Source organism: Anaeromyxobacter sp. Red801 (assembly GCF_049201065.2).
Taxonomy (GTDB): Bacteria; Myxococcota; Myxococcia; order Myxococcales; family Anaeromyxobacteraceae; genus Anaeromyxobacter.
The window spans coordinates 3,781,399-3,804,860 of the sequence record NZ_CM181236.1 but is presented as its reverse complement, the minus strand read 5'-3'; the positions used below and the strand labels follow the sequence as shown (position 1 = coordinate 3,804,860).

Genomic DNA, 23,462 nt, shown 5'->3' with positions numbered 1-23,462 from the left:
GGCTCAGGTGATCGTCGCCCCGAACAGCCGGCCCACGGCGTAGGTGACCCCGGCGGCGAGCGCGGCGAGCCCGGCCATCCGGAGCGCCGACCGCCACACGCTCGTGCCGGACAGGAACCCGACCGCCCCGCCCACGCCGGCCAGGATCGCGCCCGCCAGGATCGCGCTCGAGATCACCGCCGGCGTGCCGGAGGTCACCAGGAACGGCACGATGGGCACGAGCGCGCCCACCGAGAACATCGCGAAGGACGACAGCGCCGCGCCCATGGGCGAGCCCAGGTCCTCCGGGTCGAGCCCCAGCTCCTCGCGCACCAGCGTGTCGAGCGCGCTCGCCGGGTTCTTGAGGATCTCGGCGGCGGTCCGGCTCGCCTGCTCGGTGGAGAGCCCCTTCTGCTTGAAGATGAGCGCCAGCTCGGCGGCCTCCTCCTCCGGCGCCTCCTCGATCTCGCGCTTCTCGAGCGCGATCTGCCGCGCGAGCAGGTCGCGCTGGCTCGCCACCGAGGTGTACTCGCCGGCCGCCATGGAGAACGCGCCCGCGAGCAGCCCGGCGAAGCCGGTGACGAGCACGGTGCCGGGCGCCACGCCCGCCCCCGCCACGCCGAGGATGAGCGAGAGGTTCGAGACCAGCCCGTCGTTCATCCCGAAGATCGCCGCGCGGATCGACCCGGCCCGCCCGCCGCCGCGGTGCCACCGCTCGCGGTCCCCGATGAGCGCCCGCGCGCCCTCGGGCGCGTCCGGCCCGTGCATGCCGGCCAGCACCTGCCGGTGCGCGCGCTCCTCCGCGGCGATCTCGGTCGCCTCGCCGCCCTGCCGGTCGTACTTGTCGGCGTCGCCGGCCTCGGTCTCGAGGACCATGGGCAGCACCGCGGCGCTGCCGAGCCGCCGCGCCAGCCACACCAGCGCGCGGATGCGCGAGCTGGGCCGGTCCGGCGGGACCGCCACGCCTTCCTTGAGGAGCTTGCGCTCCCAGACCTGCGCGTGGCGCCGCTCCGCCTCGGCCAGCTCGCGGAAGCTCGCCGCGCGGGCGGGGTCCTTCTCGTGCCGCGCCAGCCCCTCGTACAGGGCGGCGCCGTCGCGCTCGTCGAGCAGGTTCTGCAGCCACAGGTCGGTGCGCACGTTCATGCGCGGCGGACTGTAGCAGGCCGGGCGGACGGTGCGGAGGCGGCGTCAGCGCAGCGCGGCCCCGGCCCGCGCGGCGTCGCAGGGGTCGGTCCAGAACGTCGCCACCAGGTGCGAGCGGCTGGTGCACCGGGTCTTCGCGAGCAGCGCCGACACGTGCAGCTCGATGGTCTTCTCCGAGCAGCCGAGCCGGGCGGCCACCGTGCGGTTGGTGTCGCCCTGCGCCACGCGGGCCAGCACCGCGGCCTGCCGCGGCGTGAGCCCCCAGCGCCGCGAGATCACCTGCACGCGGTGGCGCGCGTCGCCGTCCAGGTCCGGCAGCACCACCAGCGCGTGGCCGGGGTGGCCCTCGACGGCGAAGCGGGCCGGCGTGCGCGCGTCGGCGGCTGGGGGCGCGCGGAGCACCTCCATCACGCGCTCGCGGTCGGTGGCGAGGAGCGTCCGGGCGCGCGCGTTCGCGAGCAGGATCGAGGCGGGCGCGCGGACCACCACCGCGGGCGCGGGGATGGCCTCGAGCGCCGCGTCGAGCGCGGCGGCCGCGAGGACGGAGATCTCCGGCCGCTCGGGCGGCGGAGGCATGGAACCGGGTGGAGCGACTTCACGGGGAGAGAGATCTCCCGCGTGCAGGGTTTTCATCGTCCGCGGCCCCCCAGGCTTCGCGCGAATTGCGAGACCGAAGCCTATTCCATCCGTCGATCTTCGCTATCCGGGGAATCCCGTACAGCGCGTGCGCCAATGCGGACGCTGCGTCCCGCGGCGTGCGCCGCAGGTCGCGGCCGACCGGGGCAGGCGCGACCCTCGCCATCGAGGGGCTTTTCGTCTATATCAACGGGTTCCCCGAGGAGTTCCGCCGTGCTGAAGCTCGATTCCCGCGATCCTGCCTTCCCCGAAGCGTGGGCCCGCGTCTGCGCCCGCGGGTCGGACGAGGACGAGGCGCCGGTGCGCGAGGCCGCCGCCGCCATCGTCGCCGACGTCCGCGCCCGCGGCGACCTGGCGCTGCTCGAGCACACCCGCCGCCACGACGCCTGGGATCCGGGCTCGGCCGCCGGCCTGGCGCTCGGCCCCGCCGACTTCGCCGCCGCCTACCGCGGCCTCCCCGCCGCGGCGCGTCGTGCGCTCTCGCTCGCCGCCCGGCGCATCGCCGACTTCCACCGGCGCGAGTCCGACGCCCGGGTGCCGGCGCGCCGCGACGGCGTGGGCGCGACCCTGTCTCAGGTGGTCCGGCCGCTGGAGCGCGTCGGCCTCTACGTCCCGGGGGGGACCGCCCGCTATCCCTCCTCCGTGCTGATGACCGCCGTGCCGGCCCGCGTCGCCGGCGTGCGCGAGATCGTGGTCACGTCACCCGGCGTGAAGGGCACCGGCGAGATGGACCGCTGGACGCTCGCCGCCTGCCACGTGGCCGGGGTGGCCCGGCTGTTCAAGGTGGGCGGCGCGCAGGCGGTGGCGGCGCTCGCCTACGGCACCGCCACGGTGCCGGCGGTGGACAAGATCTGCGGGCCGGGCAACGCGTACGTGGCCGCCGCGAAGCGGCTGGTGTTCGGGCGCGTGGACATCGACATGATCGCCGGGCCGAGCGAGATCCTGGTGCTCGCGGACGCCGCGGCGGATCCGGCCGAGGTGGCGAGCGACCTGCTCGCGCAGGCGGAGCACGACGTGCGCGCGGTGTCGGTGCTGGTGACGCCGTCGGCCGCGCTGGCGCGGGGCGCGCTGGCGGAGGTGGAGCGCCAGCTCGCCGACCTGCCGCGGCGCGAGATCGCCGGGCGGTCGATCGAGGAGCGCGGCGCGGTGGTGGTGACGCGCGGCCTCTCCGAGGCGGTGCGGCTCGCCGACGCGTTCGCGCCCGAGCACCTGGCGCTGCACGCGCGCGGCGCGGCCGGCCTGGTGAAGCGGATCTCGCGCGCCGGCGCGGTGTTCGTGGGCAGCTCCACGCCGGAGGCGGTGGGCGACTACCTGGCCGGCCCGAGCCACGTGCTCCCGACCGCCGGCACCGCCCGGTTCGCCTCGCCGCTCTCGGTGGCGACGTTCCGCCGCCGCATGAGCGTGCTCGACCTCACGCCCGCGGCGCTCGCCGCGCTGGCGCCGTCGGTCGAGGCGCTGGCGCGGGCCGAGGGGCTGGAGGGGCACTGGCGCGCGGTGGACGTGCGGGTGGCGAAGCGCGCCCCGGCGCGGCGCGGCCGGTCCGGCGGGGCGGCGAAGGCCGCACGGGCCCCGAAGGCGCGCCCCGCGCGCCGCGGAGCGCGGCGATGAGCCGGCGGTCGGCGGCGAAGGCCCCGCGGCCGGGCGCGGCCGCGCGGCGCGGCGCGGTGGCGCGGCGGACCAAGGAGACCGACGTCGCGGTGGAGCTGCGGCTCGCGCCGGGCGAGGCGTCGATCTCGACCGGGCTCCCGTTCTTCGACCACATGCTCGACCAGATCTCCCGCCACGGCGGGATGGCGCTCACGGTCCGGGCCAAGGGCGACCTGCAGGTGGACGCGCACCACACCGTCGAGGACGTGGGCATCGGCCTGGGCGAGGCGCTGCGGCAGGCGCTCGAGGACAAGGCCGGGCTGGCGCGCTACGGGCACGCGGTGGTGCCGCTCGACGAGGCGCTGGTCGAGGCGGTGGTGGACCTCTCCGGCCGCCCGCACCTCACCTTCAACGCGAAGCTGCCGAGCGGCAAGAAGTTCATCGGCGGCTACGACGTGGACCTGACGCAGGACTTCCTGCAGGCGCTCGTGAACCACGCGCGCATCTGCGTGCACGTGAACGTCCGCTACGGCCGCAACCTGCACCACGTGGTGGAGGCGATCTTCAAGGCGACCGCGCGCGCGCTCCGCGCCGCGACCGCGCGCGAGGGGACCGCGCTCCCCAGCACCAAGGGCACCCTGTGAGCCGCCCGCCCGGCACCGTCGCGCTGGTGGACTACGGCGCCGGCAACCTGCGCTCGGTGGAGAACGCGCTGCGCGAGGTGGGCGCCGCGGTGGTGGTCACGCGCGATCCCGACGCGGTCCGCCGCGCCGACCGGGTGGTGGTGCCGGGGCAGGGCTCCATGCCGGCCTGCGCCGAGGCGATGCGCCGGAGCGGCGTGGCCGGCGCGCTGCTCGAGGCGGTCGAGCGCGGGGCGCCGGTGCTGGGCATCTGCGTGGGCCTGCAGATCCTGTTCGCCGAGGGCGAGGAGGGCGGCGGGGCCCGGGGGCTCGGCCTGGTGGACGGGCGCATCGCGCGCCTGCCCGGCGGCGTGAAGCTGCCGCACATCGGCTGGTCGAGGGTGCGGCTGGTGGCGCCCGGCTCGGCGCTGTTCGCGCCCATGGACGGCGCCTACGTCTACTACGCGCACTCCTACGCCGCGCCCGCCGACGCGCCCGGCGCGGCCCTGCTCACGCACCACGGCCGCGACTTCTGCGCGGCGCTGGAGCGCGGCAACCTGTTCGCGGTGCAGTTCCACCCCGAGAAGAGCCAGCGCGTGGGGCTGGCCCTGCTCGAGCGGTTCGTCTCCATCTAGGCGGGGGCCATGCTCGTCATCCCAGCGATCGATCTCATCGGCGGCGAGGTGGTCCGGCTGGAGAAGGGCGACTTCGCGAGGAAGACCGTGTACGCGCGCGACCCGGCGGAGAAGGCCGCCGAGCTGGTGCGCGACGGCGCGAGCCTCGTCCACGTGGTGGACCTCGACGGCGCGAAGGCCGGCTGGCCGGTGAACCTCGACGCGGTCCGCGCCATCTGCGCGGTGCCCGGGGCGGAGGTGGAGCTGGGCGGCGGGCTGCGCTCGCTGCCGGACATCGAGAAGGTGCTCGAGCTGGGCGTGCGCTACGTGGTGCTCGGCACCGCGGCGGTGGAGCGGCTCGACCTGGTCCGCCAGGCCTGCGCCCGCTTCCCCGGGCGCGTGCGCAGCGGCATCGACGCGCGCAACGGCGAGGTGAAGATCGCCGGCTGGCTGGAGGGCACCGGGCTCGGGGCCGCCGAGGTGGCGCGCCGGGTGAAGGAGGCCGGGGTCGGGCTGGTCGAGTACACCGACGTCGGCCGCGACGGCATGTTCACCGGGGTGGACGCCGAGGGCGCGGCGCGGCTGCAGGCCGAGGCCGGCGTGCCGGTGGTCGCCTCCGGCGGCGTGGCCAGCCTCGACGACGTGCGCGCCTGCCGGGCGGCCGGGCTGGCCGGCGTGATCGTGGGCAAGGCGCTGTACGAGGGCCGGATCGCGCTCGCCGACGCGGTGCGCGCCGCGGCGGAGTAGGAGAGGGAAGGGCACCGCATGCCGGCGAAGCGCATCATCCCCTGCCTCGACGTGAAGGCCGGGCGCGTGGTCAAGGGGATCAAGTTCCAGAACCTGCGCGACGCCGGCGATCCGGTGGAGGCGGCCGCGCGCTACGACGCGCAGGGCGCCGACGAGGTCACCTACCTCGACATCGCCGCGACGCAGGAGAACCGCGGCACGCTGCTCGACCTCGTCACCCGCACCGCCGCGCGCGTGTTCGCCCCGCTCACGGTGGGCGGCGGCGTGCGCAGCGAGGAGGACTTCGTGGCGCTGCTGCACGCGGGCGCCGACAAGGTCTCGGTGAACTCCTCGGCGGTGAAGGAGCCGGGCCTGGTGGACCGGCTCTCGCGCATCGCCGGCGCGCAGGCGCTGGTGGTGGCCATCGACGTGAAGCGCCGGCCCCGCGGCGCCGGGCGCCAGGAGTGGGAGGTCCACGTGGCGGGCGGGTCGAAGCCCACCGGCGTGGAGGGCATCGCCTGGGCGCGCGAGGTGGCGGCGCGCGGCGCGGGCGAGCTGCTCCTCACCTCGATGGACCGCGACGGCACGCAGGCCGGCTACGACCTCGAGCTGCTGGAGGAGGTCTGCTCGGCCGTGACCATCCCGGTGATCGCCTCGGGCGGCGTCGGCACGCTCGAGCACCTCGCCGAGGGGCTGGAGATCGCCGACGCGGCGCTGGCCGCGTCGATCTTCCACGACGGCAAGCACACCGTGCAGGAGGCGAAGGCCTTCCTGCTGGCGCGCGGGATCGAGGTGCGGCCGTGAGCCTCACCCGCTCGTTCGCCCGCCTGCTCGACCGGGTCGCGTTCGACGAGCGCGGCCTGGTCCCGGTGATCGCCCAGGAGGAGGACGGCACCGTCCTGATGCTGGCCTGGGCCAACCGCGAGGCGCTCGTCGCCACCGCCGAGGGCGGCCGCGCCACCTACTGGTCCCGCAGCCGGCGCGCGATCTGGCGCAAGGGCGACACGAGCGGCCACGTGCAGGAGATCCGCGCGATCGCGCTGGACTGCGACGGAGACGCCGTGCTCTACGTCGTGCGCCAGACCGGCCCGGCGTGTCACACCGGGACGCGCAGCTGCTTCTCGGAGAGAGAGGAGATCCCATGGCAGACGAACGCTTCCTCGCGAAGCTCTGGGCCACCATCGAGTCGCGCCGCGCGGACGCCGCGCCGGCCGAGAGCTACACCAAGAAGCTCCTCGCCGCGCCGGCCAGGATCCGCAGGAAGATCATCGAGGAAGCCTACGAGGTGAACGAGGCGCACCAGGCGCTCCTCGACGGCAAGGACACGAAGGACCACCTGGCGCACGAGGCGGCCGATCTGCTGTACCACCTGTACGTGCTGCTCGCGTCGGCCGACGTGACCCCGACCGAGGTCTACGGCGTGCTGGAGCGGCGGCACCTGCAGCCGCCGGCGCCCAAGACCGGAAACCCTTGACAGTCGCGGGGTTTTCCACTATTAGCCGCGATTCAGCCGCGTGGAGAGCCGGGCATCCGCGATGTCCGGCTCCTCATGTTTCAGGGCGAGCAAAAGCTCCTACCTCATCAGCGAGACCGAGGAACGAATGACCGGAGTGCGTGTCAAGGATGGCGAGTCCTTCGAGAACGCCATGAAGCGCTTCAAGAAGCAGTGCGAGAAGGCGGGCATCCTCTCGGAGATCCGCAAGCGCGAGCACTACGAGAAGCCCAGCGTGAAGCGCAAGAAGAAGGCCCTCGCCGCCAAGAAGCGCGCGCTCAAGAAGATGCGCAAGGGCTTCTAGCCGGGGCCGATCATGGCGCTCAAGGAACGGCTCGACGCGGATCTCAAGTCCGCGATGCGCGAGAAGGACACGCTCAAGCTGAGCGTCGTCCGCATGCTGAAGAGCGCCGTGAAGTACCGCGAGATCGAGCTGATGAAGCCGCTCGACGACGCGGGCGTGCAGGGCGTGATCGCCTCCGAGATCAAGCGCCGGCGCGACTCGGTCGAGCAGTACCGGGCCGGGAACCGCCAGGACCTGGTCGACAAGGAGGAGGCGGAGATCCGCATCCTCCAGGCCTGGCTCCCCGCCCAGCTCTCCGAGGACGAGCTCCGCGCGAAGGTGGACGCGGCGATCCAGGCGACCGGGGCGAAGGGGCCGAAGGACATGGGCGCCGTCATGAAGGCGCTCCTGCCCGAGGTGCAGGGCCGGGCCGAGGGGAAGGCCGTCAGCGACATGGTGAAGGCGCGCCTCGCCGGAAAGTAGGCGGCGGTGAGGCGGCCGCGCCCGCCCGGCGGTGGCCGGGCGCCGTGCGTGCCGAGAGCGGCAGCGGAGGCGCAACCTGATCCCCGACGCGGTCATCGACCAGATCCGCGAGCGCGTCGACGTGGTGGCCGTGATCGGCCGCCACATGGAGCTGAAGCGATCGGGCAGGACGTGGAAGGGCAACTGCATCTTCCACGGGGAGCGGACGCCGAGCTTTCACGTCTACCCCGAGGACAAGCACTTCAAGTGCTACGGCTGCGGGGCGTACGGCGACGTCTTCACGTTCCTGCAGCGGCTCGAGGGGAAGGAGTTTCCCGAGGTGGTGAGGGCGCTCGCGCAGGAGGTCGGCGTCGAGATCCCGGAGGCGGCCGAGGAGGACTCGGCCGAGGCGAGGGCGAAGCGCAAGGAGCGCAACGAGATCCTCGCCGCGAGCGACGCCGCCGCGCGCTACTGGGCGGCGCGGCTCGCCAGCCGCTTCGGCGCGTCCGCGCGGGCGTACCTCGAGCGGCGCGGCGTCACGGAGGAGTCGGTCCGGCGCTTCCGGCTGGGGGTGGCGGCCGACGCGTGGAACGACCTGGCGCTGCGGCTGAAGGAGAAGGGCATCGGGGTCGCGGCGCTGCAGCGCGCCGGGCTGCTCATCGAGAGGGAGAGGGATGGCGGCGGCACCTACGACCGCTTCCGCAACCGCCTGATGTTTCCCATCGCCGCCATGGACGGGCAGGTGATCGGCTTCGGCGGGCGCGCGCTCGGCGACGAGCAGGGCGCGAAGTACATCAACACGCCCGAGACCCCGCTCTACAAGAAGTCCAAGGTGCTCTACGGCCTCGACCTCGCCCGCGAGACCATCCGCAAGACGCGCAGCGCGGTGCTGGTCGAGGGCTACTTCGACGTGATCGGCCTCCACCAGGTGGGCGTGACCGGCGCGGTGGCGGTGTGCGGCACCGCCCTCACCCCCGAGCACGTCGAGCTGCTCTCGCGGTGCGACTGCCGCGAGGTGACGGTGCTCTTCGACGGCGACGTGGCGGGCCTCGCCGCGCCGGCGAAGGCCGCGCAGGCGCTGTTCCCGGCCGGCATGGCCGGCAAGGTGGCGGTGCTCCCGTCCGACGCGGGCAAGACCGATCCCGACGAGTACGCCCGCGCGAACGGCCGCGCCGGGGTGGACGCGCTGCTGGCGGCCGCCGTCCCCCTCTCGGAGTTCCTGGTGGACCGGGCGGTCGAGCGGGCGTGCGGCGACCGGCCGCGCGAGGCCGCGCTCGAGCGGAAGCTCGCCGCCGTCCGCGAGCTCGAGGCGTTCGTGCGGATGATGCCGGACGGCCTCGCGCGTTCCGTCTTCGAGGACATGATCGCGCGCCGGCTCGACCTCGACCCGGGCGCGCTGAAGGCCGAGCTGTCGGCGGAGCGGCGGCGGCCGGGCGTCCCGGCCCCCGCCCAGGCCGGTCATCCGGAGCGGCCCGCCAGCGTCGCCCCATCCCGCCCCACCCCGTCCGCGGGGCCGGCGCGCGGCGGGCCGTCCGCCCACGGGCGGGTGCGCGTGCTGCTGCCGGGGCCGGCCGCGGATGCGCTGGCCCTGCTGGCCGCCTTCCCCGATCTGGGGGCGGTGGCGGACGAGGAGCGCCTGCCCCAGCTGTTGCCACCGGGGCCGCTGGCGGACCTGGCCCGCGACCTGGTGCGCGGGCCGGTCGCGCTCGAGGACGCGCTGGCGCGCCTGTCCGCCGGGGCGGACGAGGCCACCATCCGGCGGTTCCGCACGCTGGTGGGGCCCGGCCGGCCGAGGCCGGAGGAGGCGGAGCGCGAGCTCCGGAAGGCGGCGGTCAAGGCGACGCTGGAGCGCCTCGACCAGGAGTACGGCGAGGCGCTGCGGCGGGTCACCAAGGCCGGCAGCGCCGCGGCCGACGGGCTGGACGTGACGGCCCAGCGGCTCATCAACCAGCGTCGCGACCTGCAGAGGCGCTTGCGTTCCCTGGAACGTCCCGGATGAAAGGCAAGCTCCGAAGCATTCTGGATACATTGGCCGGGCTCACCCGGCCGAAAAACGTTAGGAAAGAGCACCACCGGGCCGCCGAGCCGTCGAAGGAGCCGAAGCCGATGACCACGAAGGGCCACGCCGCGAAGAAGCACGTGAAGAAGGCAGCGCCGAAGCAGAAGGCGAAGGCCGGCGGCCGCAAGGAAGAGCGCCAGGCCAAGCCCGCGCCGAAGGCGCCCGCGCGCGCGGTGGCGAAGCCGCCGGTCAAGCGCGCCAAGGTGGAGCGCGAGAAGCCGGAGAAGGTCGAGAAGGCCGAGCGGCACGAGAAGGCCGGCGAGAAGCCCGAGAAGGCCCGCAAGAAGGCGCCCGAGGCCGTGGCCGCCGAGGCCGCCCGCCCGGCGGGCCGCCCCGGCAAGCACCGCCGCCCGACCGACGAGGCCGAGCCCGAGACCGAGCGCGCCGAGGCCGAGGAGGGCGACGACGACGACGACGAGCTCGACGAGCTGCCGCAGGACGACATGAGCGACATCACCGAGCGGTCCGAGGTGAAGGAGCTCATGGCGCGCGGGCGCGAGAAGGGCTTCCTCACCTACGACGAGGTGAACGACGCGCTGCCCTCGGACATCGGCTCGGACCAGATCGACGACGTCATGTCGATGTTCGGCGAGCACGACATCGAGGTGGTGGACGGCGCCGAGAAGAAGATGAAGCTCCCGGACAAGCCGCCCGAGCCCGAGGCCAAGGCGGAGTCCGAGGAGGAGAAGGAGGAGGAGGACGACGCCGGCTACGGCAAGTCCAACGACCCGGTGCGCATGTACCTGCGCAAGATGGGGTCGGTGTCCCTCCTCACGCGCGAGGGCGAGGTCGAGATCGCGAAGCGCATCGAGGAGGGCGAGAAGGAGATCCTCGCCGCGGTGCTCTCGTCCTCGATCGCGATCCGCGAGATCCTCGAGCTGGGCGAGCGGCTCCGCAAGGGCAAGATCCGCGTCCGCGAGATCATCAAGGACGCCGGCGACGAGCAGCAGGCCGAGCAGGAGGAGCCCGAGGAGGAGCTGGACGAGGCCGCCGAGGCGGCCGAGGCTCCGGAGGACGCCGAGGCCGCGGCCGGCGACGGCGCCGCCCCGGCCGAGGGCGCCGAGCCGGAGAAGCCGCGCATCCCGAAGGAGGAGGAGCGCAAGGTCGAGCACGTGCTGAAGCACATCGACCGGATCCGCAAGCTCGAGCGCGACGTCGCCAGGGTCCGCGAGACGCTCCAGGGCGGCAAGAAGCTCTCCGAGGTGAAGCGCAAGGAGCTGAAGGGCGAGATCCGCGCCATCGAGGCGGAGATGATGGAGAACCTCGAGGCGATCCAGCTCAACAAGAAGCAGATCGACCGGATCGTCCTGCGCCTGAAGAGCTTCATCAAGCGCGTCGAGGAGGCCGAGCGCGAGTTCTTCGACTGCGAGCGCCGCACCGGCGTGCCGGTGAAGGACCTGCGCCGGCTGCTCCGCGAGACGCGCGAGGACGAGGTCGAGCGGAAGAAGCTCGCCAAGAAGCTCCGCTGCGCGCTGGACGAGGTGGAGGAGCTGGACCGCACGCTGCGCTCGGCCGGCCGCAAGATCCTGCGCGTGCAGGAGGAGGCGGAGGTGCCGGTGGACGAGCTGCGCCGGACCTACCGGATGATCGGCGACGGCGAGCGGAAGGCGGAGCGCGCCAAGACCGAGCTGGTCGAGGCGAACCTGCGCCTGGTGGTCTCGATCGCGAAGAAGTACACGAACCGCGGCCTGCAGTTCCTCGACCTGATCCAGGAGGGGAACATCGGCCTGATGAAGGCGGTCGACAAGTTCGAGTACAAGCGCGGCTACAAGTTCTCGACCTACGCCACCTGGTGGATCCGGCAGGCGATCACCCGCGCCATCGCGGACCAGGCGCGGACCATCCGCATCCCGGTCCACATGATCGAGACGATCAACAAGCTCATCCGCACCAGCCGCTACCTGGTGCAGGAGCTGGGGCGCGAGCCGACGCCGGAGGAGATCGCCGAGAAGATGGAGCTCCCGCTCGACAAGGTCCGCAAGGTCCTCAAGATCGCGAAGGAGCCCATCTCGCTCGAGACGCCCATCGGCGAGGAGGAGGACAGCCACCTCGGTGACTTCATCGAGGACAAGTCGCTGGTCTCCCCGTCGGACGCGGTCATCAACATGAACCTGGCCGAGCAGACCAGGAAGGTGCTCGCCACGCTGACCCCGCGCGAGGAGAAGGTGCTCCGGATGCGGTTCGGCATCGGCGAGAAGAGCGATCACACGCTCGAGGAGGTCGGCCAGGATTTCGAGGTGACGCGCGAGCGCATCCGCCAGATCGAGGCGAAGGCGCTGCGGAAGCTGCGCCACCCGTCGCGGTCGAAGCGGCTCAAGAGCTTCGTGGAGAGCTGATCGACCCCGTCTCGGGCGACGCGAATATGATAGAGGGTGCCTGCCGGGGCCTCGGGCCCATAGCTCAACGGTCAGAGCGCTCGGCTCATAACCGATGCGATCCAGGTTCGAATCCTGGTGGGCCCACTCGTCGCAACCAGCAGGGAGAACGGGAGAACGGCATTGTCGTCGCTGCGTGAGAAGCTGAAGACGCTGGAGGAGTTGCAGCAGATCGACCTCGACTCGAACGAGGTCCGGGCTGAGCTGGAGACCCTCCCGGCCAAGCGCGCCGAGATCGACCAGCGGGTGGCCGAGGCCCGGCGGGCCTACGACGAGGAGAAGGCCCGGGTCGAGGGGAACGAGCGCGAGCGGCGCCAGCTCGAGTCGCTCCTCGCCATGGAGCGCGACAAGGTCAAGAAGTGGGAGGGCCGCCTCGGCGAGATCCGGACGCCCCGCGAGTACGCCGCGCTCTCCCGCGAGATCGACATCGCCAAGAAGACGAACGACGGCCAGTCCGAGCAGATCAAGGCGCTGGTCGCGAGCGCCGGCGAGCTCCAGAAGACCCTCGAGGCCAGGGCCGATGCGCTGGCCGAGCGCGAGGAGGCGAACGAGGCCGAGCTGAAGGCGCTCGGGGAGCGGCAGGCCGCCGCCCAGCAGCGCCTGGCGGAGCTCGAGGCGCGGCGCGCCGAGGCGGTGAAGAGCGTGGACCCCGGGCTGCTCTCGAAGTACGAGAACATCAAGCGGCGCCGGGCCGGCGTGGCCGTCGCGCAGGTGATCGGCATGACCTGCGACGGCTGCCACCGGCACATCCCGCCCCAGCTCGCCATCACCCTGCAGCGGGCGAACTCGATCGAGACCTGCCCGAACTGCCACCGCATCATCTACGCGGCCGAGGCGGTCAACCCGCCCGCGCCGCCGCCGGCCTAGCCGTGGCCAAGGCCGTCCTCGCGGAGCTGCTCCGCTTCATCGCCGCCACCGAGGAGCTCCCGCGGACGCGCGCCCGCTACCCGGGGTACGACCGCGACACGCTCGGGCGGCTCATCGCCGCCGCCGCCGACCGGGTGGAGGAGGCGGAGAAGGCGCGCGAGCCGGCCCCGGGCGCGGGCTCGAAGGGCATCAAGGTCCGCAAGGTGTCCGACGTCGAGAAGGCGGCGCAGCGCGCGGCCGCCGAGCTCGACGAGGCGATGGATCTCTCCAAGGCGGAGCGCGACCGGCGCAAGAAGGAGCGCGCCGAGCGCGAGGCGGCCGAGCGCGCCGCCGCCGACGCCGCGGCCGCCGCCGAGGCGGCCAGGTGCACCCGCCTGTTCACCGACGGCGCCGCGCGCGGCAACCCCGGCCCGGCCGGCGCCGGCGCGGTCATCGTGAACGCCGACGGCCACATCGTGGCGAAGATCGGCAAGTTCCTGGGCGACTCCACCAACAACGTCGCCGAGTACATGGGGCTCATCCTCGGCCTGAAGCGCGCCAAGGCCATGGGCATCAAGGAGCTGGAGGTGCTGTCCGACTCCGAGCTCATGGTGAAGCAGCTCGCCGGCGACTACGCGGTGAAGGCGGATCACCTCCGCCCGCTCCACGACGAGGCGCGCGCGCTCATCGCCGGCTTCGAGTGGATCCAGGTCCGGCACGTGCCGCGCGAGGAGAACGCCCTCGCGGACGCGATGTCGAACCGCGCCATCGACGAGCGGCTGTAGCGCCGTCGCGCGCGGGCGCCGCGCCCAGTTCACCCACCGTTCACGTCCCCGCCCCGCGGCGCCGCCCGCGGCGCGCGGTCGCGCGCGCACCCCCGATCGCGCCCCGGGCGCACCGGCTGCGCGAAAGCCGCGCCGCGCCCGGGCGCGTCCGCAGCCCGTGCGCGCATCCGCTGCGCTGCGGCGGGACGTCGACCGCAGCCTTCCATTTCATTTGACGCGCGTCAGGCAAATTGCGCAGAAAAGTGCGTCCGACGTTCAAATCATTGCGCAATACATGCTATGGGCTCCGGACCCACCCGATCCCGGAGGCGACGGAATGAAGGACGTGCAGACGGCGAAGGCGATCCCGCAGATCCCCAGCATCGATCTCGGCCAGGCGGCGGCGCTGGCGGAGACGGTCATCAAGGACACCACCGCGAACCCCGCGCCGCTGGGGCTGATGGGCTTCGGCCTCACCACCGTGCTGCTCAACCTGCACAACGCCGGCCTCATCGGCATCGGCAGCATGATCCTGGCGATGGGCCTGTTCTACGGCGGCCTGGCCCAGATCATCGCGGGCGTGATGGAGTGGAAGAAGAAGAACACCTTCGGCACGGTGGCGTTCACGTCCTACGGGTTCTTCTGGATCTCGCTGGTGGCGCTCATCATCATGCCGCGCTTCGGCATCGCCGACGCCTCGGACAAGAACGCCATGGCCGCCTACCTGTTCATCTGGGGCCTGTTCTCGATCGTGCTCTTCATCGCGACGCTGAAGATGAACCGCACCATCATGCTGGTGTTCTTCGCGCTGGTGGTGCTGTTCATCCTGCTCGGCCTCGGCGACGCGACCGGCAACACCACCATCACCCGCATCGCCGGCTACGAGGGCATCCTCTGCGGCCTGGGCGCCATCTACCTGGGCGCGGCGCAGATCCTGAACGAGGTCTACGGGCGCAAGGTGCTGCCCATCGGCGAGCTGTAGCCCCGGCCGGCCCCCGAGACGCGAAGACGGCAGGTCCCGCGCGCGGGGCCTGCCGTCCTCGTCTCCGGCGCCGGGCGCCGGTCGCGCTACAGCGCGGACTCGTGCCGGGCCGCGGTCTTCACCTCGGCGGCGGGCTCGGCGGCGCGCTGCGCCTTCAGCTTCTTCATCCGCTTGCGGATGAGCTCGCGCTTCAGGCTGGAGAGGTGGTCCACGAACACCGTGCCGTTCAGGTGGTCGGTCTCGTGCTGCAGCGCCACCGCGAGCAGCCCCTCCGCCTCCAGCTCGAACGGCTTGCCCTGGCGGTCGAGCGCCCGGACCCAGACGCGCGCGAAGCGGTCCACGTCCTCCGCCTCGCCGGGGATCGACAGGCAGCCCTCGGTGTAGGTGAGCTCGCCCTCGCCGCGGACGATCTCCGGGTTCACCAGGTGGATGAGCGTCTGCCCCTCCTGGCGGGGGGACGTGTCGATCACGATGAGGCGCTTCTTCACCGCGATCTGGGGGGCGGCGAGGCCGACGCCGTCCGCGGCGTACATGGTCTCGGCCATGTCGTCGAGCAGGCGGCGGATGTCGTCGTCCACCCGGTCCACGGGCTGGGCGACTTCCTTCAGGATGGGATCGGGCCAGATGACGATTTCACGAACCATTCGAGCACCTTCTACCGGATCCCACATCTAACGGGGAAGGGGCCGCCGCGCATCCCCGCGGAATCGGGGCCCCCGGAGGCGCTCACCCGCCCGCGTCAGCGCGCGTCGCCGAGCCCGCGCAGGTACTCCTGGCGCAGCCGGTCGTCCGCCAGCACGTCCCGGGCGTCGAGCACCACCTGCTGGATCTCCTGCAGCGCCTCGGTGAGCGCGGGGTCGCGCAGCGCCGCGAAGCGGTCCGGGTGCAGCTCGGCGGCGAGCCGGTCCGCCGCCTCCCGCACCTCGTGCGGCGTGCAGAGCCGGCCCACGCCCAGCACGGTGAAGTAGTCGGCGCGCCGGACCTGGTCGAGCTTCTCCCGGACCCGGGCCAGGTCGATGGCGTCGGAGGCCGGCACCGGCCGGCCGGTCTGGAGCAGGCGGACCGAGAGCGCGCCCACCGCGACCAGGGCCGCGAGCACCTGGCGGGTGGACAGGCCGTCGAGCGGGCTCTCCTGCACGATCTCGTCGAGCGTGCGCAGGCCGTCGGCGAGCGCCACCACCCGGCGCTCCTCGGGCGAGAGCCCGAGCTCCGCCTCGTCCGGCGCGCCCTCGGCCGGCGCGAGCAGCGTGCCCGGCCCGCCCAGGAGCGCCTCCACCTCGGCGGCGCGCCAGCGGCGGCGCACGCCCTCCACCGCGAGCGCCAGCGGGCCGCGCTCCAGGGCGGTGCGCTCGTCCGCCGGGACGGCCTGCGCCACCCAGCGGAAGCGGGCGGCGCCGTCGGCGAACACGCCCGAGACCACCTCCTCGGTGCGGCGCCGGGCGAGGCCGGTGAGCTCGGTCGGCTTCAGGAAGCCGCGCTCGAGCAGCAGGAGCGCGGCGCGCCGGGTGGGCAGCGCCGCGGCCGCGCCCGCCACCTGCCGGTGCTGGTCGCGGGTGACGAGGCCGAAGCGGAGCGCCAGCTCCTCGACCCGCTCCGCGGGATCCGCGCTGGAGGCGCCCACCACGCGGCCGTCCTCGAACCAGAGCGAGCGCGCCAGCTCGCCCTGGAAGTCGAGCCGGCCGGCGAGCCGGGCGCGGGCGGCGAGCGCGAGGAGGCGCGGCGCGGGGAGGTCGGCGAGCGTGCCGGCGCGCAGCTCGGGCGGCGGCGGCGCGGGGGCCTCGTCGTCGCCGGCGGGCGCCGGGGAGGGCGCGGCGGCGGGCCGGGGCGCCGGGGCGGCGCCGCGGAGCGCGGCCACGCGGCGGCGCGCCGCGTCCTCGGCCGGATCGGCGGGGGCGGGCCCCGCGGGCGCGGGCGGCTCGAAGCTCGGCAGGAACGGCTCCTCCGGCGCGGGTACCGGCGGCGCGGGCGGGAACGGGAACCCGGCGGGCGGCCGCGGGGGGACGGCCGCCGGCGCGCGGGACTCGGAGAGGCGGCGCAGCTCGGCCTCCGCCTCGGCGCGGCGGCGCGCCTCCTCCTCGCCCCGGCGGCGCAGCGCCTCCAGCTCGGCGCGCGCGCTCGCGATCGCGGCCCGGAGCTTCTCCTCCTCCTCCTCGGCCCGGCGCCGCGCGTCCTCCTCCGCGACCCGGCGCAGCTCCTCCGCCGCGGACTCCTCGGCGGCGGCGCGCTCCATCACGGTCGCGAGGCGCTGCTCCGCGCTGCGCCGCTCGGTCTCGAGCTGCGCGCGGACGCGCTGCAGCTCCTCCTCGGCGCGGCGGCGGGCCTCGGCCTCGGCGGCGGCCTTCTCCTCCGCCCCGCGGGCGCGGAGCGCCTCCTGCTCGGCCTCGGCGCGGGCCCGGGCGTCGGCCTCCGCCGCCCGGGCGGCCGCGGTGGCGTCGGCTGCCGCGCGGGGCTCGGCGCGCGGCCGGGAGGGCTCGGCGCGCGGCGCGCCGGACGCCGCGGGCGCCGCGGCGGGAGCGCGCACGGGCGCACCCGCGGCGCGGGAGGGCGCGGCGGCGAGGCGCGCGGGCGCGGGGCGGGGCGGCTCCGCGGGACGCGCGGCCTCCGCGGCCGGCGCCGCGCGCGCCGGGGCGGGCAGCGGGGCGTCGTCGAACAGGTCCGCCAGCGCCTGGACGGCGCGGTCCGCCGCGTCCGGCGCGGCGGCATCCTCGGCGGCGGGCGCGTCGTCGCCCGACTCGAGCCGGCGCAGCAGCGCGTCGAGGCCGTCCTCGTCGGCGAGGCCGAGGTCGCCGCCCGTCGCCGGCCCCGAGGAGAGCGCGCCGGCGAGCGCGTCCGCCGGGGCGAGCGCGTCGAGCCCGTCTCCGGCGCCGGGCGCCGCGAGCGCGCCGGCGGTGGCGTCGGGGCGCTCGGCGGCAGGCGGCGGGCGCGGGCCCGCGGGCGCGGCCGGGGCGGGCCGCCGCGGCGCGGGCGCCTGCGCCGCGCGCGCGGCGGGCGGCGCGGCCGGTCCGGCGGGGCGCGCGGCGGGCTTCGGTGAAGCCGGCGCCGGCGCGGCCGCGGTCGCCGCGGCGCGGGGCGGCGGGGCGGGCACGGCCGGTCCGCCGCCGCTCCGCCGCAGCTCCTCGGCGCGCGCGCGCAGCGCCTCGGCGGCGGCGCGCCGGGCGGCGGCGGGATCCGCGCCCGCGGCGGACGGCGGGGCAGGGCGCGCGGAAGCCGCCGGGGGCGTGGCGGCCGCTCGCGGCGCGGGCGCTGCGGCGCCGAGGCGGGCCGCGACCTCCTCCTGCAGCTGCACCGGGTCCACGGGCCGGGGCAGGCGCCGGGCGCCGCGCGGGAGCGGGTCGGCGTCGCCGACGATGATCATCGGGACGTGCGCGGTGGCCGGGTCCTCCGCCACGCGGCGCGCCAGCGCCAGCGCCTCGCCACCGTCGCAGGCGGCCGCGAGCACGACGAGGTCGGGCGCGGCGCCCTCCAGCGCGGCGAGCGCGTCGGCGGCGCTGGTGGCGAGCGCCGGCGCGTGCCCCGCGCGCAGCAGCGCGCGTTTCACGGCCGATATCTCGGCGATGTCGTCGTCGACCAGGAGGATCCGGGGCAAGCGCGGGGATTATGGATCGGGCCCGCCGGGTGACCAAGCCGCCGCCCGCGCCGCCGGCGTGCGTGCGTGCCGGACCTACAGCATCGAGTACGGATCCATGTCGAAGCGGATGGCGGCGCCGCCGGGCGGCCGCTGCGCCACCCGCGCCAGCGCCGCGTGGACCCGGAACAGCGACGGCGGGGAGGGGGCGCGGAACAGCAGGTGCCAGCGGCTCTTCCCGCGGATCCGCTCGATGGCGGCGGGCGCCGGGCCGAGCATGGCCACCTCGCCGGCCAGGGCCGGCCGGGCCGCCCGCGCCAGGGCCTCGGCGGTCCGGCGCGCGCCGTCCTCGGTCCCCTCCACCCGCGCCGCCATCATCCGCCCGAACGGCGGGTAGCCGAAGGCGCGGCGCCGCTCCAGCTCGCCCTCGGCGAACGCGGCGTAGTCGTGGGTGGCGGCGAGCGCGACCGCCGGGGTGGCCGGGTTGAACGTCTGCACGATCACCCGCCCGGCCTCGGCCCCGCGCCCGGCGCGCCCGGCCACCTGGGTGAGCAGCTGGAAGGTGCGCTCGGCGGCGCGGAAGTCCGGCAGCGCGAGCGCGGTGTCGGCGAGCACCACGCCGACCAGGGTGACGCCCGGGAAGTCGTGCCCCTTCGTCACCATCTGCGTGCCCACCAGCACGTCGGCGTCCCGGCGCGCGAACCGCGCCAGCACCGCCGCGGTGTCGTCGGCGCTCGAGACCACGTCGCGGTCGAGCCGCGCCACCCGCGCCCGCGGCAGGAGCGAGCGCACCGCCTCCTCCACCTGCTCGGTGCCGACGCCCACGCCGAAGCGCACCCCGCCGCACGCGGCGCAGCGCGCGCTCATGGGCTCGGTCCGGCCGCAGTAGTGGCACAGGAGCACGCCGCGGCGCGCGTGGTGGGTGAGCGACACCGAGCAGTCCGGGCAGCCGGCCTCGGCGCCGCACACCTCGCAGACCACCAGCGTCTCGTAGCCGCGGCGGTTGAGGAACAGGATGGCCTGCTGGCCGGCGGCGACGGTGTCCTCCAGCGCGGCGGCGAGCCGCGGCGAGAGCAGCCCGGGCAGCCCGGTGACGCCGGCGCGCCGCAGCTTCGACAGGTCCACCAGCTCCACCTCCGGCATGGGCCGGTCGTCGATGCGGGCGGGGAGGTCGAGCTTGCGGTAGCGGCCGCGCCGCGCGTTCTCGAGCGTCTCCAGCGACGGGGTGGCCGAGCCCAGGATCAGCACCGCGTCCTCGCGCTTGGCGCGCACCACCGCGAGGTCGCGGGCGTGGTACGGCGGGCCGTCCTCCTGCTTGAAGCTGCCGTCGTGCTCCTCGTCCACCACCAGCACCGCCAGGTCCTGCACCGGCGCGAAGATGGCGCTGCGGACGCCCACGCAGATCCGCGCGTCGCCCCGGCGCAGCCGCAGCCACTCGGCGTGGCGCTCGGCGTCGGACAGGCCGGAGTGGAGCAGGGCGACGTCGTCGCCGAAGCGCGCGCGGAAGCGGCCGGAGAGCTGCGGGGTGAGCGCGATCTCCGGGACCAGCACCAGCGCGCCCCGGCCGGCGGCGCGCGCGCGGGCGATGGCCTGCAGGTACACTTCGGTCTTGCCCGAGCCGGTGACGCCGTGGAGCAGGAACGCCTGGAAGGTCCCGGCCGCCGCGTCGATCTCCGCCAGCGCCGCGGCCTGGGCCGGCGTGAGCGCCGCCGGCGCGGCCGCGCTCGCGGGGAGCACGCCCGCGGTCGCCACCGGCGTCTCGGTCTCGAGCGTCACGAGGCCGCGCTTCGCGAGCGCGGAGAGGGCGGGGCGCCCGCGCGGGAACGCGGCGCGCAGCTCCTCCACCGGGATGCGGCCGCGCGCGAGCAGGTACTCGAGCACCGCGCGCTGTGCGGCGGCCCGGCCCAGGGCGCCGAGCGACGCGGCGGCGTCGGGCGCCGGGGCGGCGTACTCCACCCCGCGCCGCGCCGGGGCCGGCGCCCCGCGGCGCGCGTTCAGGCCCGGCGGCAGCGCGGCCCGCAGCAGCTCGCCGGGCGGCACGAGGTAGTACTCCTCGGCCCACCGCAGCAGCTCCACCAGCTTCGGCGTGAACGGCGGGAACGGGTCGAGGACCTCGACCACGTCGCGCAGCTCGAACCCCTCCGGCGGCACCGCCGGGAACCCGACCACGTAGCCCGTCGCCCGCCGGCTCCTCCCGAACGGCACCGCCACGCGCTGTCCCAGCGCCACCTCGGCCGCGAGCGACGAGGGCACGCGGTAGGTGAAGGTGCCGCGGACCGCGGCGGCGACGGCGACCTCGACGAGCACGCGCGGAGTCTAGCAGCCAGGCCCCCCTCGCCGCCGTTCATCGGCTACACTCGCCCGCTCACGGAGGAACACATGGCCCGCATCGATCTGCGCATCGCCGTCGCGGTGATGGGCATCCTCACCGTCATCGCCTGCTCGGAGAAGAAGGAGCCGCCCGCGCCCGCGTACCCGAGCGCCCCCGCGCCCGGCGCCGAGGTCCCGGCCCGCCCCGCGCCGGAGGTGACCCCGCCCGCGCCGGCCCCCGCCGAGCAGCCGGCGCCCCAGGCGCAGCCCGCCCCCGCGCCGCGCCCCGCCGAGCAGCCCACCGCGGCCCCGGCGCCCCGGCCCGCGCCGCGCCCGGCCGAGACCGCGAAGCCCGCCGAGACCGCGAAGCCGGCGCCCGCCCCCGCGCCCGCGCCCGCCAGGCCGGCCGAGCCGGTGCAGGCCGCCCCCGCTCCGGCGCCCGCCCCCGCGGCGGCCGCGCACGCCAAGGTCGGGCCGCAGAAGTGCAAGATGTGCCACCGCGTGCAGTTCGAGTCGTGGTCCGCCTCGCCGCACGCGGAGAAGGGGCTCGACTGCGAGGGCTGCCACGGCAACGGCGGCGACTACTGGACCGCGAGCGTGATGCGCGACCGGGCCAAGGCGGTGGCGGCGGGGCTCGTGCTCCCCGAGATCGCCTCGTGCCGGAAGTGCCACGCGACGGACGAGGCCCGCTTCGCGCGGGTGCATGCGCACAAGTAGAACGGGGACTGCGTCCCCGCCCCGCAAGCAGAGCTCGCGGGGCCCCACCCCTGGCTCCGCGGGGCCCGTGACCTCGCGCGCCCGCCTTCGCGGGCCCGCGCGAGGTCCCCGCGTGCGCCGCTGCGCGGCGCGAACGGGGACTGCGTCCCCGCCCCGCAAGCAGAGCTCGCGGGGCCCCACCCCTGGCTCCGCGGGGCCCGTGACCGCTCGCGCCCGCCTGCGCGGGCGCGCGAGCGGTCCCCGCGGGGAGGGATTGCATCCCTCCCCAGCCTTGCGGCTGGGGCCCCTCCCTGCTGACGACGCCGCCGGCCGCTACCGCCCGGTCACCGGCCGCAGGAACGCCCGCGCCTCCTCGAAGATGAGGTCGAGCGAGCCGGTCAGCTCGTGCCCGTCGTCCACCTCGACGAGCCGCGCGCCCGGGGTGCGCGCGACGAACGCGGCCACGTCCTCGAGCGGGATGGTCTCGTCGCGGCGGCCGGCGATGCAGAGCGTGGGCACCCGCACCTCGGGGAACGCGGGCCAGCCCTGCGCGTCCTCGAAGAACTGCCAGCCGAGGCGCCGCTTCCGGCCGGAGGCGAAGTGGTCCACCTCCAGCCCCCGCGCGCGCCAGCCCTCGAGCTCGGCCGGCCCGAGCCGGCGCGACCAGCGCTCGAACAGCCGGAACGCCGGGGCCATCAGCACGAGCCGCTCGATGGACGGATCGCGCGAGGCCGCCACCGCCGCGAGGTAGCCGCCCAGCGAGCTGCCGATGACCGCGTGCGGCGGCGGCGCCTCCGCGAGCAGCCGCTCCGCCACCGCCAGCATCGACGACGGCGAGGAGCGCTCGAAGCCGCCCTCGCCCGGCGTGAGGTCCGGCACGTCCACCGGGACGCCGATCCCGGCGAAGCGGGCGGCGAGCGTGGTCGCCTTGGTGGAGGACGGGCCGGAGGCGAAGCCGTGCAGGTAGAGGAGCATCGGGGCAGCCTAGCCGAGGAGGGCCCGCGCCGCCCTACTTCCCGGCCTTCTCCCGCAGGGCCCGCAGGCGCTCGGCCAGCACCTTCTCCAGGCCGCTCTCGGAGAGCTGCACCACCTGCTCCCCGCGGAGCGCGTCGGGCAGGTACTCCTCGGCCACGTAGTGCCCCTCGAAGTTGTGCGGGTAGCGGTACCCGCCGCCGTAGCCGAGCCCCTCCATGAGCTTGGTGGGCGCGTTGCGGAGCTTGAGCGGCACCGGCAGCGGCCCGCGCTCGCGCACCAGCCGCCGCGCGTTCCCGTAGGCGGCGATGGCGCTGTTCGACTTGGGCGCGAGCGCGAGGTAGATGGCGGCCTGGCTCATCGGGAGCACGCCCTCCGGCAGCCCCACCAGCTCCACCGCCTGCAGCGCCGCCACCGCCACCTGCAGCGCCTGCGGGTCCGCGTTGCCCACGTCCTCGGACGCGAAGATCACCATGCGCCGGAGCACGAAGCGCGGGTCCTCGCCCGCCTCCAGCATCCGCACCATGTAGTAGACCGCGGCGTCCGGATCCGAGCCGCGCAGCGACTTGATGAACGCGGAGACGACGTTGTAGTGCTCCTCGCCCTGCTTGTCGTAGTTGACGGTGCGCGCCTGCAGCGCCTCCTCCGCGTCGGCCTTCTCCACCGCCGGCCGGCCGGCGAGCCGCACCGCCGCGGCCGACACCTCCAGCGCGTTCAGCGCCTTGCGCGCGTCGCCGTAGCTGAGGCGGGCGATGGTGTCGCGCGCCTCGGGCGTGAGCGCGACCGCGCCCGCCAGCCCCTCCGGCGCCGCCGCGGCGCGGTCGAGCAGCGCCGCCACCTCGTCCTCGGTGAGCGCCCGCAGCGTCGCCACGCGGCAGCGCGAGAGGAGCGCGGCGTTCACCTCGAACGACGGGTTCTCGGTGGTGGCGCCGATGAGCGTGATGGTCCCGTCCTCCACGTGCGGCAGGAACGCGTCCTGCTGCGCGCGGGTGAAGCGGTGGATCTCGTCCACGAACAGGATGGTGCGCTTGCGGTGCATGCGGCGCCGGTCGCGCGCCGCGGCCACGATCTCGCGGATCTCCTTCACCCCGCCCAGCACCGCGCTGAACGGCACGAACTCCGCGCCGGTCCGCTGCGCCACGATCCGCGCCAGCGTGGTCTTCCCGGTGCCGGGCGGGCCCCACAGGATGAGCGAGGGCACCTGGTCCGCCTCGATGGAGCGACGCAGCGCGGTGCCGGGGCCCAGGACGTGCTCCTGGCCGGCGAAATCCTCCAGGCGGCGGGGGCGCATCCGCTCGGCGAGCGGCTTGCCGCTCGGGTCGTCCGCCACGGCGCGATCGAAGAGGTCCAT

Annotated in this window: 21 protein-coding genes, 1 tRNA gene and 1 pseudogene; 16 read left to right on the top strand and 7 right to left on the bottom strand. The window is 75.3% G+C overall.

The genetic code is table 11. The features are described 5' to 3' along the window. Positions 1 to 3: 3 nt before the first annotated feature. On the bottom strand, positions 4 to 1,122 hold the full coding sequence (locus ACOQFB_RS17520) for a VIT1/CCC1 transporter family protein (protein WP_059439421.1): 1,119 nt from the start codon (positions 1,120 to 1,122) through the stop codon (positions 4 to 6). Between the two features lie 45 nt (positions 1,123 to 1,167). Then, entirely contained in the window at positions 1,168 to 1,698 is a 531-nt protein-coding gene (locus ACOQFB_RS17515) for a response regulator transcription factor (protein WP_059439422.1), read from the bottom strand. A 273-nt stretch (positions 1,699 to 1,971) separates the two neighbouring features. Here ACOQFB_RS17515 and hisD point away from each other — a divergent pair, with 273 nt between their 5' ends. The 15 genes and pseudogenes from hisD (at position 1,972) to ACOQFB_RS17440 (ending at position 14,568) form a co-directional block, all read left to right on the top strand. Beyond that, a complete protein-coding gene (hisD, locus tag ACOQFB_RS17510; protein ID WP_421608938.1) occupies positions 1,972 to 3,366 on the top strand; it encodes a histidinol dehydrogenase in 1,395 nt (464 codons plus the stop codon). Then, positions 3,363 to 3,989 (top strand): imidazoleglycerol-phosphate dehydratase HisB, encoded by a 627-nt coding sequence (gene hisB / locus ACOQFB_RS17505; RefSeq protein ID WP_421608937.1) that lies wholly within the window; start codon positions 3,363 to 3,365, stop codon positions 3,987 to 3,989. Before hisD ends, hisB begins: the two co-directional genes overlap by 4 nt. Then, a complete protein-coding gene (hisH, locus tag ACOQFB_RS17500) occupies positions 3,986 to 4,600 on the top strand; it encodes an imidazole glycerol phosphate synthase subunit HisH (RefSeq protein ID WP_059438492.1) in 615 nt (204 codons plus the stop codon). The genes hisB and hisH overlap by 4 nt, the downstream gene beginning before the upstream one ends. Before the next feature lie 9 nt (positions 4,601 to 4,609). Then, the gene (hisA, locus tag ACOQFB_RS17495; RefSeq protein ID WP_059438493.1) at positions 4,610 to 5,326 is read left to right on the top strand and encodes a 1-(5-phosphoribosyl)-5-[(5-phosphoribosylamino)methylideneamino]imidazole-4-carboxamide isomerase; all 717 of its coding nucleotides are present in this window, start codon (positions 4,610 to 4,612) and stop codon (positions 5,324 to 5,326) included. Positions 5,327 to 5,344: 18 nt separating this feature from the next. Further along, a complete protein-coding gene (gene hisF, locus ACOQFB_RS17490) occupies positions 5,345 to 6,109 on the top strand; it encodes an imidazole glycerol phosphate synthase subunit HisF (RefSeq protein WP_059438494.1) in 765 nt (254 codons plus the stop codon). Beyond that, positions 6,106 to 6,396: pseudogene (locus ACOQFB_RS17485) on the top strand (phosphoribosyl-AMP cyclohydrolase); the annotation flags it as partial. The gene hisF and the pseudogene ACOQFB_RS17485, both read left to right, overlap by 4 nt. A 50-nt stretch (positions 6,397 to 6,446) precedes the next feature. Then, on the top strand, positions 6,447 to 6,779 hold the full coding sequence (gene hisE, locus ACOQFB_RS17480) for a phosphoribosyl-ATP diphosphatase (RefSeq protein WP_012524820.1): 333 nt from the start codon (positions 6,447 to 6,449) through the stop codon (positions 6,777 to 6,779). A 127-nt stretch (positions 6,780 to 6,906) separates the two neighbouring features. After that, positions 6,907 to 7,101: a 30S ribosomal protein S21 gene (rpsU, locus tag ACOQFB_RS17475; RefSeq protein WP_012524821.1), complete on the top strand. Its 195-nt coding sequence runs from the start codon at positions 6,907 to 6,909 to the stop codon at positions 7,099 to 7,101. 12 nt (positions 7,102 to 7,113) lie between these two features. Then, complete coding sequence (locus ACOQFB_RS17470; RefSeq protein WP_059438495.1) at positions 7,114 to 7,563, top strand: GatB/YqeY domain-containing protein; 450 nt, start codon at positions 7,114 to 7,116, stop codon at positions 7,561 to 7,563. 31 nt (positions 7,564 to 7,594) lie between these two features. Beyond that, entirely contained in the window at positions 7,595 to 9,541 is a 1,947-nt protein-coding gene (gene dnaG / locus ACOQFB_RS17465; protein WP_059438496.1) for a DNA primase, read from the top strand. Continuing rightward, complete coding sequence (rpoD, locus tag ACOQFB_RS17460; RefSeq protein WP_421608936.1) at positions 9,538 to 11,937, top strand: RNA polymerase sigma factor RpoD; 2,400 nt, start codon at positions 9,538 to 9,540, stop codon at positions 11,935 to 11,937. The genes dnaG and rpoD overlap by 4 nt, the downstream gene beginning before the upstream one ends. A gap of 53 nt (positions 11,938 to 11,990) precedes the next feature. Then, positions 11,991 to 12,063 (top strand) — tRNA-Ile (locus tag ACOQFB_RS17455). Positions 12,064 to 12,099: 36 nt separating this feature from the next. Beyond that, positions 12,100 to 12,843, top strand: coding sequence for a zinc ribbon domain-containing protein (locus ACOQFB_RS17450; RefSeq protein ID WP_059438497.1), 744 nt, complete (start codon positions 12,100 to 12,102; stop codon positions 12,841 to 12,843). Between the two features lie 2 nt (positions 12,844 to 12,845). Then, positions 12,846 to 13,607 (top strand): ribonuclease HI family protein, encoded by a 762-nt coding sequence (locus tag ACOQFB_RS17445; protein ID WP_059438498.1) that lies wholly within the window; start codon positions 12,846 to 12,848, stop codon positions 13,605 to 13,607. A gap of 316 nt (positions 13,608 to 13,923) precedes the next feature. Beyond that, positions 13,924 to 14,568, top strand: coding sequence for an acetate uptake transporter (locus ACOQFB_RS17440; RefSeq protein ID WP_059438499.1), 645 nt, complete (start codon positions 13,924 to 13,926; stop codon positions 14,566 to 14,568). Positions 14,569 to 14,654: 86 nt separating this feature from the next. Here the strand turns inward: ACOQFB_RS17440 and def are convergent, their stop codons facing one another. The 3 genes from def to priA form a co-directional block, all read right to left on the bottom strand. Beyond that, the gene (def, locus tag ACOQFB_RS17435; protein ID WP_421608935.1) at positions 14,655 to 15,212 is read right to left on the bottom strand and encodes a peptide deformylase; all 558 of its coding nucleotides are present in this window, start codon (positions 15,210 to 15,212) and stop codon (positions 14,655 to 14,657) included. Between the two features lie 95 nt (positions 15,213 to 15,307). Continuing rightward, entirely contained in the window at positions 15,308 to 18,154 is a 2,847-nt protein-coding gene (locus ACOQFB_RS17430) for a DUF4388 domain-containing protein (protein WP_494492298.1), read from the bottom strand. A gap of 75 nt (positions 18,155 to 18,229) precedes the next feature. Then, positions 18,230 to 20,440, bottom strand: a complete 2,211-nt coding sequence (priA, locus tag ACOQFB_RS17425; RefSeq protein ID WP_421609765.1) for a replication restart helicase PriA — start codon at positions 20,438 to 20,440, stop codon at positions 18,230 to 18,232. Between the two features lie 72 nt (positions 20,441 to 20,512). On the opposite strand from priA, the gene ACOQFB_RS17420 reads away from it, so the two are divergent. Continuing rightward, positions 20,513 to 21,160, top strand: coding sequence for a hypothetical protein (locus ACOQFB_RS17420; RefSeq protein WP_421609766.1), 648 nt, complete (start codon positions 20,513 to 20,515; stop codon positions 21,158 to 21,160). Positions 21,161 to 21,472: 312 nt separating this feature from the next. Here the strand turns inward: ACOQFB_RS17420 and ACOQFB_RS17415 are convergent, their stop codons facing one another. Then, entirely contained in the window at positions 21,473 to 22,114 is a 642-nt protein-coding gene (locus tag ACOQFB_RS17415; protein ID WP_059437546.1) for a YqiA/YcfP family alpha/beta fold hydrolase, read from the bottom strand. Between the two features lie 34 nt (positions 22,115 to 22,148). Continuing rightward, positions 22,149 to 23,462, bottom strand: coding sequence for a replication-associated recombination protein A (locus ACOQFB_RS17410; RefSeq protein ID WP_059437547.1), 1,314 nt, complete (start codon positions 23,460 to 23,462; stop codon positions 22,149 to 22,151).